This window comes from Bacillus sp. WMMC1349 (assembly GCF_013155385.1).
GTDB lineage: Bacteria > Bacillota > Bacilli > Bacillales > Bacillaceae > Bacillus.
This window is the reverse complement of record NZ_JABJUQ010000007.1, coordinates 573,177-584,775: the sequence shown is the minus strand read 5'-3', so window position 1 is coordinate 584,775 and position 11,599 is coordinate 573,177. Positions and strand designations below refer to the sequence as shown.

The 11,599-nt window shown below is 36.0% G+C and carries 9 protein-coding genes and 2 pseudogenes; all 11 read left to right on the top strand.

The window, feature by feature from the left end:
* Nucleotides 1-4 precede the first annotated feature (4 nt).
* The 11 genes and pseudogenes from HOO54_RS05450 to HOO54_RS05405 all read left to right on the top strand — a co-directional run bounded on the left by HOO54_RS05450 (nt 5) and on the right by HOO54_RS05405 (nt 11,597).
* Nucleotides 5-1,411 (top strand): glycoside hydrolase family 1 protein, encoded by a 1,407-nt coding sequence (locus HOO54_RS05450; protein WP_172293190.1) that lies wholly within the window; start codon nt 5-7, stop codon nt 1,409-1,411.
* 124 nt (nt 1,412-1,535) lie between these two features.
* Complete coding sequence (locus HOO54_RS05445) at nt 1,536-1,928, top strand: YidH family protein (protein WP_172293187.1); 393 nt, start codon at nt 1,536-1,538, stop codon at nt 1,926-1,928.
* Nucleotides 1,929-2,018: 90 nt separating this feature from the next.
* Nucleotides 2,019-2,867, top strand: coding sequence for a PRD domain-containing protein (locus HOO54_RS05440; protein WP_172293184.1), 849 nt, complete (start codon nt 2,019-2,021; stop codon nt 2,865-2,867).
* 249 nt (nt 2,868-3,116) lie between these two features.
* On the top strand, nt 3,117-3,785 hold the full coding sequence (locus HOO54_RS05435) for a hypothetical protein (RefSeq protein ID WP_172293181.1): 669 nt from the start codon (nt 3,117-3,119) through the stop codon (nt 3,783-3,785).
* Nucleotides 3,786-3,844: 59 nt separating this feature from the next.
* A pseudogene (locus tag HOO54_RS05430) lies at nt 3,845-5,215 on the top strand (nicotinate phosphoribosyltransferase).
* Nucleotides 5,216-5,303: 88 nt separating this feature from the next.
* Entirely contained in the window at nt 5,304-5,846 is a 543-nt protein-coding gene (locus HOO54_RS05425; RefSeq protein ID WP_172293179.1) for a cysteine hydrolase family protein, read from the top strand.
* 31 nt (nt 5,847-5,877) lie between these two features.
* Nucleotides 5,878-6,096, top strand: coding sequence for a DUF896 domain-containing protein (locus HOO54_RS05420; RefSeq protein WP_172293176.1), 219 nt, complete (start codon nt 5,878-5,880; stop codon nt 6,094-6,096).
* 66 nt (nt 6,097-6,162) lie between these two features.
* Nucleotides 6,163-6,363, top strand: a complete 201-nt coding sequence (locus HOO54_RS05415; RefSeq protein WP_309244898.1) for an Hsp33 family molecular chaperone HslO — start codon at nt 6,163-6,165, stop codon at nt 6,361-6,363.
* 572 nt (nt 6,364-6,935) lie between these two features.
* Nucleotides 6,936-7,508 (top strand): annotated as a pseudogene (locus HOO54_RS05410) (site-specific integrase); the annotation flags it as partial.
* Nucleotides 7,509-7,743: 235 nt separating this feature from the next.
* Nucleotides 7,744-7,908, top strand: a complete 165-nt coding sequence (locus HOO54_RS24885; protein ID WP_309244861.1) for a putative holin-like toxin — start codon at nt 7,744-7,746, stop codon at nt 7,906-7,908.
* A gap of 1,061 nt (nt 7,909-8,969) precedes the next feature.
* Nucleotides 8,970-11,597, top strand: a complete 2,628-nt coding sequence (locus tag HOO54_RS05405; protein WP_172293172.1) for a ribonuclease YeeF family protein — start codon at nt 8,970-8,972, stop codon at nt 11,595-11,597.
* The last annotated feature ends 2 nt before the right edge of the window (nt 11,598-11,599 follow it).

Here is an 11,599-nt window from a genome sequence, read left to right as displayed (position 1 = left end):
AGAGATGACAAAAAGATTTCCGGAGGACTTTTTATGGGGTGGTGCAACTGCTGCAAATCAAGTTGAAGGTGCTTATCTCAGTGGAGGTAAAGGACTAAGTACAGCAGATGTAATGACAACAGGTGAACATGGTGTTCCTAGAGAAATTACAGATGGTGTGGTAGAAGGGAAATACTATCCTAGTCACAATGCGATTGATCATTACCATCGCTTTCAGGAAGATATCGCATTGTTTGCTGAAATGGGTTTTAAATGTTATCGGTTATCAATCAACTGGTCACGGATTTTTCCAAACGGGGATGAGGACGTACCAAATGAAGAAGGATTAAGATTTTATGATGAGGTTTTTGATAAGTGCCACCAATATGGGATTGAGCCTTTAGTAACCATTTCGCATTTTGAGACACCATTAGGTTTACTGAAGTATGGCTCATGGGAAAATAGAAAAGTTGTTGATTTCTATATCCGTTACTGTCAAACTCTGTATAACCGATATAAAGGCAAAGTAAAATATTGGCTAACTTTTAATGAGATTAACGTCATGTCTACAAAGCCTTGGATGGCTGGTGGAATCCAGTCAAATGATGAACAGACGAGGATGACTGCTGCCTACCATCAATTTTTGGCTAGTGCTAAAGCTGTACTCCTGGCTCATGAAATTGATCCAAACAATAAGGTAGGAATGATGTATGCTGGACACGTTGCATACCCAAATAGTCCTGACCCGGAAGATATGCAGACAGTTACTGATTTTATGCACAAAATGCTGTTTTATTGTGATGTTCAATGTCGTGGTTACTATCCAGCATATAAACTAAAAGAATTTGAACGAAGAGAAATCGTCCTACCTATTCAAGACGGTGATTTAGATGAATTGCTAAGAGGAAAAGTAGATTTCTTATCATTTAGTTATTATGCAACTCACGTGATTGGAAAGAAAACTAATTTAAATTTTGAAGGGTTAAATGGTGTGAAGACAGGCTACCAAAACCCTTATCTTCCAACTACTGACTGGGGATGGACCATTGACTCCATGGGACTACGTTATGCATTAAATCTTTTATATGACCGCTATCAGATTCCTTTAATGATCGTAGAAAACGGATTAGGAGCAGTTGATAAGGTAGAAGATGACGGAAGTATCCATGACCATTATCGTATTGAATATTTACGAGAGCATATTAAAGAGATAAAGAAAGCAATTGTTATTGACGGAATTCCTGTTATGGGCTATACAATGTGGGGACCGATTGATTTAATTGCTGCTAGTACAGGTGAAATGAAAAAAAGATACGGTTTTATCTTTGTAGATGTAGATGATAATGGAAAAGGAACCTTTAAACGAATTAAAAAAGATTCTTTTTATTGGTATAAAAAAGTCATTGAAACCAATGGGGAAGACCTAGAATAATATGATTGGCTATGTAGCTACTAGTTCGGGTTTTTTTACTTGGTTAGTGGCTACATTTTTTCCTTTATAAAAAGAAAACTTTATTTTTTGAAAGTCGCCTTAAAAAAGGAGGTATTACTTGCTTATGAACGCTTTAAAAATAAGCAATGACCAAGCAGAAAAAAGTGTAAAATTTGCACAGCAGCATTTGGCAAATGAAAGAACTTATTTAGCATGGATTCGAACCGCTATATCAATAACGGGCGTTGGTTTTTTAACAACTTCTTTACATTTTACAATTAGAATCAGTACTGATTCTGCTATAAATACTCTAGCGATATTTCTAGGAATTTTTGCTTGTATTATTGGTTTTATAACTTGTGTCTTGTCAACTATCCAATACACAAGGAAAAGAAAGGAAATTCAGGAGGGACTGTTTATTCCGTCTAATCATTCTATATTATTTGTTTCTATTTTATTTTCACTTCTTATTTTTTTAATTTTTATGTACCTTTCGTTATTATTATTTAATTCATAAAGCTGGATGAGTGATTTCTTATTTTTCCTAAATATAAAGTAACAAACAAATATATTGAAAAATTTTTACGTAGGAAGAAAGGTGATTACGTTGCGTAAAATCAAAAAAGTGCTAAATTCTAGCGTTGTATTAGTAGAGGATGAACAAAAAAAAGAGTTCATTCTTATTGGTAAAGGGATTGGTTATGGTCAAAAGACGGGTAATATCATTAAAGAACACCAAGTTGATCAAATGTTTATACCTATTGAAAATATAAAAGCTAAAGAGTTTCTAGGATTACTGGATGCTATTCCTCCAGTATTTGCAGAACTCACCCAGCAAATCGTAACTTATGCGGAGGAAAAACTTAATACGAAGCTTAATACAAGTATCTATTTTATGTTAATGGACCATTTGAATTTTGCCGTAGAAAGATATAATAAAACCATAAATATCACCAATCGGGTTTATTGGGAAATCAAAAATTATTATTCTGAAGAATTTAAAATAGGTGAGTTCGCATTAAACTTAATGAACGAAAAACTTAAAATTAATTTACCAATTGAAGAAGCAGCAAATATCGCTTTCCATTTAATTAATGCTCAGGGGCAACAAGCTGAATCATCTAAAGATGCCATGAGATATGCTAAAATGATTGGAAGTATTGTTAATTTGGTACGATATACTTTCAATATCAACACGGATAATGAAAACATTCATTATACCCGTTTTATAACTCATGTGAAATTTTTCGTAGAACGTTTTTATTCAGATAAAATGTTAGATGAAAAAGATAATCTGCTTTTCGAGCATTTAGCTAACTTATATCCAGAGGCAATGTCTGGTGCTTTTAAAATTAAGGACTATATCGAACAAGTTAACGGAAAAGCCATTCCGAAAGAGGAATTAGCCTATCTTGCAGTGCATATACACAGATTAATAAATTATAATCAGCTTTGATGGTACTTTGGAGGAGACATTATTGGAATGTTTGTTGCTGGTTAAAGTTTCTCAAGGGTATCATTTGTCGGAGGATTATTTCCCATAATTCTGTTTCCAGTTATCTTTGAACTCTATCAACAACCACGCTAATACAATCAGCGTGGTTTTTTACTTATGCATGCATATGTTACATAGAGATAGGGCAATAGTCGGTATTTGCAATGTTCTAATGGTTGCCATAATCAAATTTACCAAGGCGACGAAATATTGAGCAAAATGGCCCAAAACCAAGAAAATGGAAAAGTTCCTTCAAACCTTATTCCTAAATGCCCAGAATGTGGTGGCACCATGCAAGTTCATGTCGAAGTCGATCAGAATTTTCTAAAGGGCCAGGCATGGCAAGCCAGCTTTCAGGCTTATAGAAATTTTATCGAGAATGCTAATGGTAAGAAATTAGTCCTACTGGAATTAGGCGTAGGTGCAAGAAATCAATTGATTAAAGCCCCGTTTATGAATTTAACTAACTCGGAAGAAAATGCTACCTATATTACCTTTAATAAAGGGAGAGAGCTTTACATTCCAGATGTCATTGCTGATAAATCTATTGGGATTGATAAAGGACATGGTAGTCGTGCGGCAGAGTATTACAAAGATTATTGCCGTGAGCACGATTTACCTTATGACGCAGGGATCTACTACATCACCTATTATCATGATCAAGATGATTCGCTTGGTTTGTCAGAGATTAAAAAGTCATCTAGTTTAAGTGAACGGGTCGTGCTGCTATATCAGATTTTCAAGGATGCTGATGCACTGGATCGCTTCCGTCTGGGTCCTGATGCTTTAGATGTGAATTTTCTTCGGACTGAAGAAGCGCATCGACTTGTGGCCTTTGCAAAAGATCTCTTACGTAAAAGTAGTGAAACTAATTCGTGATTATCTACTTATCGTGAACAAGTCCAAATGAATTTTGTTGGCTTAGGAGGAAAAGTGTTATGAACAAGTTTAGGGATGATAGCTTCGCTCTACACACGGATTTGTACCAAATCAATATGGCAGAAGCCTATTTGGAAGACAACATTCATACTAAAAAAGCTGTATTAAAACTACCCTTTAGGAACGGGTATGCAATATTTGCTGGATTGGAACGAATCATTGAATATCTGCAAACGTTTCATTTTTCTCAAAGCGATTTAGATTATTTAAAAGAATTTGGCTATAAAGAAGACTATATTGACTTTTTGCAAACTTTACGTTTTACAGGAACAGTTCATGCTATGAAAGAAGGGGAAGTTGTATTTGGCAACGAACCAATTCTTCGTATCGAAGCACAACTCATTGAGACGACCTTATTAAATATCGTAAACTATCAAACACTCATTGCAACCAAAGCTTCTAGAATCAAACAAGTCGCGGGTGACCAACCCATCTTAGAATTCGGTACAAGGCGTGCCCACGAATTTGATGCTGCATTATGGGGTACAAGAGCTGCCTATATTGGAGGTTTCTCTAGCACAAACAATGTTCGGGCGGAAAAACTATTCGGGCTTCCTGTCTCCGGAACACATGCCCATTCCTTTGTTCAAGCTTATGGTGATGAATACACCACTTTCCATAAATATGCAAAATAGCACAAAAATTGTGTCTTCTTAGTGGATACCTATGACACGCTAAAATCAGGTGTTCCTACGGCAATCAAAGTAGCCAATACGCCATAAATTTTGCAGGTATTCGTCTAGATAGTGGGGATTTGGCTTACCTTTCCAAAGAAGCAAGAAAGTTATTAGATCAAGCAGGATTTGTTGATACAAAAATATATGCTTATAACGATCTCAACGAATTTACCATTATGAACTTAAACGCGCAAGGAGCCAAAATTGATGCATATGGAATCGGTACTAAAGCCATAACCGCCTTTGATCAACCGGCATTAGGTGCCGTGTACAAATTGGTCTCCATTGAAGATGACAACGGAAAGATGGCCGATACGATTAAAATCTCGGCAAGCCCGGAAAAAGTAACCACACCAGGATTAAAGAGGGTATACCGCATTATCAACAATTATACGAAGAAAACTTCACATGTTTCATCCTGTACACACGTATATTGGAAAATTTGTCACTAATTTTACGGTCAAGGACTTACACAAAGTTATTTTCAACCATGGCACACTTGTGTATGAATGCCCAAGAGTCCAAGAGATTCAATCCTTTGCCCAACAACAATTAGACCTTTTATGGGAAGAGTATAAACGTACTTTAAATCCAGCTGATTATCCTGTGAGTTTAAGTCAGGTCTGCTGGAACAACAAAATGAAAAATATAGAAAAAGTAAAAAAACACAATCGAAAAACTGTACCCTTATAAGAGGAAAATATATTTTATGTTTAGATAAAGTAGATTTAATGGCTCTGAAGGTAGTTTCAAAATAATTAATTTTGGGAGTCGATTTAAAATGGCAAAAGAAGCTTTATTAATTGTTGATATGAGTAATGATTTTGTATCTGATAATGGAACATTAACGGTTCGTAAGCCAGCACAAGACATAGTGCCTTATATTAAGGATTTGGCAACAAGTTTTTTAGCTGAGGGAAATGTAGTTGTCGTATCAATGGATGCACACCAACAAAATGACCCACATTTTGAATTGTGGCCACCTCACAATATTGTAGGTACAGACGGGCAACAATTGTACGGAGATTTATATGATTGGTTTCAAGATAATAAGAATCATGAAAATGTATTTTATAAACCTAAAACGAACTATAATGCATTTTTCAAAACGGATTTGGCTGAAACTTTAAAAAGTTTAGGAGTAGGAAAGGTCCATACTGTTGGGGTAACGACTGATATTTGTGACTTTTTAACAGTTGCAGGAGCAGACGCAGAAGGATTCAAAACAGCCATTCATAAACGAGGGGTAGCAACATTTACTGACCTGGGAAAAACAATGTTAAACCATATGAAACGTTGCTTCCATACTCAAATTATTGAATAAATTTAAAATCAATTAGGACGGTGAAAAAAACGTGTTGGACTTGTTACAACGAATTAATATATTAGCGAAAAAGCAGCGTGAAGAAGGGTTAACATATGCAGAAAAAGTCGAGCAACAAAGGCTTCGTGAAGATTATTTAAGTGCCATCCGAGGACAAGTTCTCCAAACTTTTTCAGGAATGAAGATAGTGGATCCTCATTTAAATGATGTAACACCTGAAAAAGTTCGTAAATTAAAAACAAAAGATTAACATTATTATAGAAAGAAATCAAGATGAAAGACTATTTAGTAAAAGCCATTGCTCACAATAAACAAAGTGTGCGCATATGCTGCAATTACATCAAAAACAATAGAAGAAGTAAGACGCCGACACGATATGCTACCAGTTGTTTCTGTGGTTCTAGGACGTTCTATGACAGCAGGAGTTATACTTGGCTCTATGCAAAAAAGAGAAAAATTGAATGGCGGCGGATTAATTGGGACCATCCTGGTTGATGCAAATGCTAGGGAAAAGTGAGAGATTATGTTTCATTTTCCATGCACATGCATGGCTGTTTTGCTAGGTTCCCCTTGCATCGGGTGAAAACAGTGAGGATTTTACCTCTCGCCTGCTGCATTCAGATCAAGTCCCCTCACTGTTGCTGTAGGTGTACAAGTAAATCCGAACTTTACGATTCAAGCTGCTGGTGGTTTTATTATTCAGCCGATGCAGAACATAGAAGAAGAGACAATTCGTTTCATTATGTTGTGTATTTAAATGAAAAATAGTTATTAAATTTATGAAATGAAGTTTTATTAATATGAAGAAATTTAAAAAGACATTTATGTTTACAATGACAGCGCTTCTGATGAGTGCCTTATTAGCTACTTGCGGAAGCCCTCAGGAGACCCAACCATTAGAAGAGCAAAATGCTTCTCAATTAACAAGAGCAAGAAATGAGTATTCAGCAAATACGAAATCCTACATTAACTGTAAAATACGGCGGTCAAAATTTCTTGATTGATCCTATGTTTTCCAACAAGGGTAAATTTAATCCTTTCCTTCCTGCCGAAAGAAATGATCGAAATCCAATAGTTGAATTACCAATATTACTTGCATTTTTCGGCATGCGTTCAGGTGAGTTATGTGCCCTCAAATGGTCAGATATAAATTTTCAAACAAAAGAAATTCGGATAACCAAAACCATCTATTCAGAAAGTAACAATATGAAAGAATATGAATTGACTCCTCCTAAAACTGCTGGTTCAATTCGTAAAATTGAAGTCGAAAAACAAGTCATAGAAATGCTAAAAAGATTTCAAGTGAAACAAAAGAAAAGAAAGCGATCATGTATCAAAGAAGAATATTACGATGGAAATTTTGTTTTTGCAAGAAAAAATGGCTATCCATTCTTACAAAAAAACATAGTTGTACGTATGGAAAGAATACTTGAAAAAACATCTATTAAGAAGCATGTAACAACCCATATTTTTAGACACACACACATTAGTATGTTGACTGAAGCCGGTGTTGATTTAGCAACCATCATGAAAAAAGTGGGACACGATGATATGAAAACCACAATGAAAATTTACACACATGTTACGGCAAAAATGAAAGAAGATGCTTCACAAAAAGTCCAGAAGACTTTCGGAAACATCCTCAATATCGGGATTTCATAAAGAAATGTTATTTTTTTGAGCATTTCAGATGAAATCAACGGTCAAACCCTTGGTAGATCAAGGGGTTTATCCGTTTAATTACATCATGCCGCCCATAGATTGAGAATACTCACGAACCTATGTTCTTATTCGAAAACTAATCTTTCTCGTAATAAATTGTCTCTAACTGTAATTTGATTTCGGAGATATACATAATAGAATTACTAAAACGTGACCGATTTTGTGACCAAATTAAATGATGGGTAAAAAATATTCAATGTACAAAGTCTTGGCTCACTCAAAGAAAGCTGGCTCATCCCCTACCCTTGGAAAGGGGGATACCATGGCAACATTTGAAACAATCTCATTAATGATTGCTTTCGGCATGTTGATTGCCGTGTTGTCAAAGAAAGATAAATAGACCTTCCCTCGAGCCTCTAAACGGTTGTTTGTTCAGTGCCAAGAGCGGGTGTGTGAGTCTATCAACTCCTTAATGCTCCCTTCGGTCCGCTTACCGTTCACAGACCGCCGAACCAATTCAAGACTCTAAAATAAAACAAAAAAAGAGCCCTTACAGGCTTTTAATTTTACTACTTACTGCATTTTCTTATTCTTTATAATCATAGCTATTAATATTACCAACAGTAACCCCATCAAGGGAAATGTAATATGTCCAGTAGAATGAGATGAATCAAAAAATAATGTATAGATACTAATTGAAATACCTACCAAAGAGATTATAACTAGAGATATTTTTAACAGCTTCATAAAACATCTCCCTTTATTTCCCAATAACGGTATCTTTCCGCAGTTAAAAGGGTTTCTTAAAACTCTAATTTTAGCGCCCTTTACATTGGCATTATTATTGTAACTTAGAATACTAGCACCCAGAACTCTAAGGGAAAGGTCTATTTTTAAAACCAAACTTTTGAGTCAGCCCTTTGATGGGCCACTTTGTACACTGGACTCGACTGTTCCAGTAGTCAGGTCTTCTTTTTTATTTTAGTAATTTCTAATTTCTTTAGAAGATAATCCTAATTATGTCTTTATGGTAATGCAAAGTACGTTTTTTTGCAATGAGCTAGCCCGCCAAAATCAACTTTACAAGTAAGTGATCCCCTGCTCCTAAGAAACTCTCCAAACAACTTTTTTCTGAACCGCAGGAGAAACAGCAAGGATATTTTCAGTTGTAAACGTCCTTGTTTGTCGGCTCTTAAAACAATACGCTCGAATAAAACCTTCATTGATTTGATGAACAATGATTGATCTTTTGGAAATATGACCGTCTATTTGATGATAATACGTTAGAAATCTCTAAAAATTCCAACCAATTATAATAGGAATAATATCCTAATCCTAAAGATTCATTTTCTTAGAATAGCAATATTTCACCGCCACCCTTTTCATTAACATGATAAAATTTTAACTGATTGTATTTTTATGATGTTGTTTAAAAAAATAACTATCTGAAAGGAAAATGTGATGGCGGACAAGAAAAAGAAAGACAAAGAGTTAGACAGTTCAGCTAAAGTTTTTGAAGCCAGTACTTTAGTTGAAAGAGCCGATCAACGTAAAAAAGATTATAAAAACCTAAAAGAGAAACTTCAGACGCTAAAAACAGCCTGTCTTGGAGTGGCAGATTTAGGTGATGATTTCACAGGAAAAGGCGCAGATAACATTAAAGAGTTTTTTAGAGGACAGGCTGAGGTTGTCGACAGTTGGATCACTCTTGCCGATATGCAGATCTCGTTTTTTAATGGGGTTTCTGGTGATATCGAAGCGAAAAAATTGCCCGATTCGTACATTGAAATGTCTTTTTTAAAGACTGAATTAAAAAATGCAGATAAAAAATCCGATCAAATCGTTGACTCTCTCAAGAGTAGCATGGATCGGATCATAGACCGAGTGAGCGACATCGTTGATCTGGATAAGTGGACTGACCACAATTACACAGTAGAGATGTCAAAAGCACAAACAACTCGGGAAAATGCAATTGATGCTGTAGACGATCTGGATGAATCTTTGACAGGCGAATACACACAAGCATTGGCTGAAGCTGAAAGTGTCTCCAAAAAATTATCAGCATTGATGGAAGCCACAAGTAATGGAAAAAGCGCTTCTCCTATGTATTTTGATAAGAAGGCTTTTCACTCGAATAAGTTATATAAAGAAGCAATTAAAACCGACAAACAAGCGACTACATATATTAATGCGAAAAAAGAGCAAGCAGAAGCCCGCAGAATTGCAGAGTTGCAAGAGAAGCTTGCAAATGTATCTGACCCTGATGAATATGTTAAAATGGCTAAAGAAATTGGTTATAACAACCTTTCACCAGAACAACAGGAACGTTTAACAGAAATTAAAGAAGATAAGGAATTTTGGGATAATCCGTTTTTAGGCACTTTAAATAAAGCAGGAGATATGATTGGCCAAGGAGTTCAAAATACAGTAGAGGCTGGAAAAAACTTTGTAGCAGGTTCGGCGACTGTTTTAGGAAACGTTGGTGAAGGGTTAAAAGGTGCAGCTGTTGGTGCATATGAGTTAAAAGAGAAAATTGCTGATGAAACTGACAAAACCTTCGACCGTATAATAGCAGGTTTAGAGGCTGTAAAGGAGACAACAACAAAAGCCACTTTAGATAAGGGAGCTAAAAAATATTTAGGTGTCTTGTATCCTTTATATCAGATCACTACTGCCAAAGAAAAGGCCAAACTTGATTTTTTAATTGATACTGGTCAAGGGGTACTAACACTAGGGAAATATGCGTCTAATTCTACTTTGCGTCCAATTAAAACTACAATAGCGGCATACGAATTCCCCTATAAAAAAGCCTGGAATGCTTCTTGGGATGAAGTAAAAGAAAAATGGGATAAAAACTTTGTACATGGAGATTTGTATTCACGAACGCATTATGCTGAATATGTTAAATTAAATCTGGTTAGTATGTTCCTGCCAGGTGGTCTTCCAGCAAAGGGGGCGTCTACGGCTACTAGAGTTGGAAGAGCTGGAGTTATCGCTGAAAAAGGAGCAAGCCAGTTTGGAAAAGCAGCTATCAAACAAGGAATAAAAGGCGCTGGAAAAACGGCAATCAAAAAAGTCGCAAAAGGTACTGGACACGTTGGGATAGTCGTAGGAAACAGAGTCGTTAAGGATCTCAAGGAAGTTGGAGAACTAATCAAAAAAGGACTCATAAAAATAGGAGACTTACCTAACCCAGTTGCTCGGAAACTCCTCACAGCAGAAGGAATTCCTATACATGCACTTACTTTACGGCAGTCTGGACACGAGCTGATTCAGTTCATCAAGAAGTCGTTTGATCATTTTACAAGTCCTAAAGGTGGAAAAGCTCATGGTGGGCACGGCATTAAGAAGACTCCGAAAGGTGACCATGTCGGAGAACCTAAAGTTCCACATAAACAAAAACCGAAGTCACATGAGCAGATTCAAAAGGTTGAGAAGAATAAAGAAGCTACCAAAAGCACTGGAAAAGTGACCGAAAAACACGAAGGCAAGAATGTTCAAAAAGGCAAGCATGGTGATGGAGATGCCAAAACTCCGCATCAACCAAAATCAAAACCACACGAAGCTGGTCACAAGGTGGATAAGCCTCACGAGTCTAATAAAAATGCTGGAACCGTTTCTGGTAAGCATCCTAAAGATACTCAAGGAGTTTCTAAACCAAAGACACCTCAGACTAGAACAGAAATTATGAACACTGTTAAAAAAACAATGAGTCCTGTTGTCAAGAAAATAAAAGAGATTGATCCTGATGCTAAAGTTGGGTACAGAGGCTCATTAGCTACAGGGAAAAAAGGTCCTCATAAAGGAAATGCTCCTTTTGATCCGACAGACTTTGATATCGATGCTTTTATTGTTAGTGATAAATTAGCTTCAAAGTTTGAACCAGATACAGTATGGAGGTCAGGTAGTGAAATTAAAAATGTAAGTGCGATGCAAAAAGAAATAGATAAAGTACTGAAAAACAATTTAGATGGATTAAGAAGAGTAGATAAAAGAGGGAGACCAGATAAATTCACCTTTCGAATATACACACAGAAAGAATTTAATTCCAAGTATAAAAATGGGACTAGAATAATTGAAGATGAATAGGA

What these genes read in the sequence shown, in the direction of transcription:
- HOO54_RS05405 (WP_172293172.1), top strand. Translation starts at nt 8,970, where the DNA reads ATGGCGGACAAGAAAAAGAAAGACAAAGAGTTAGACAGTTCAGCTAAA.
- HOO54_RS05450 (WP_172293190.1), top strand. Translation starts at nt 5, where the DNA reads ATGACAAAAAGATTTCCGGAGGACTTTTTATGGGGTGGTGCAACTGCT.
- HOO54_RS05425 (WP_172293179.1), top strand. Translation starts at nt 5,304, where the DNA reads ATGGCAAAAGAAGCTTTATTAATTGTTGATATGAGTAATGATTTTGTA.
- HOO54_RS24885 (WP_309244861.1), top strand. Translation starts at nt 7,744, where the DNA reads ATGATGGGTAAAAAATATTCAATGTACAAAGTCTTGGCTCACTCAAAG.
- HOO54_RS05445 (WP_172293187.1), top strand. Translation starts at nt 1,536, where the DNA reads ATGAACGCTTTAAAAATAAGCAATGACCAAGCAGAAAAAAGTGTAAAA.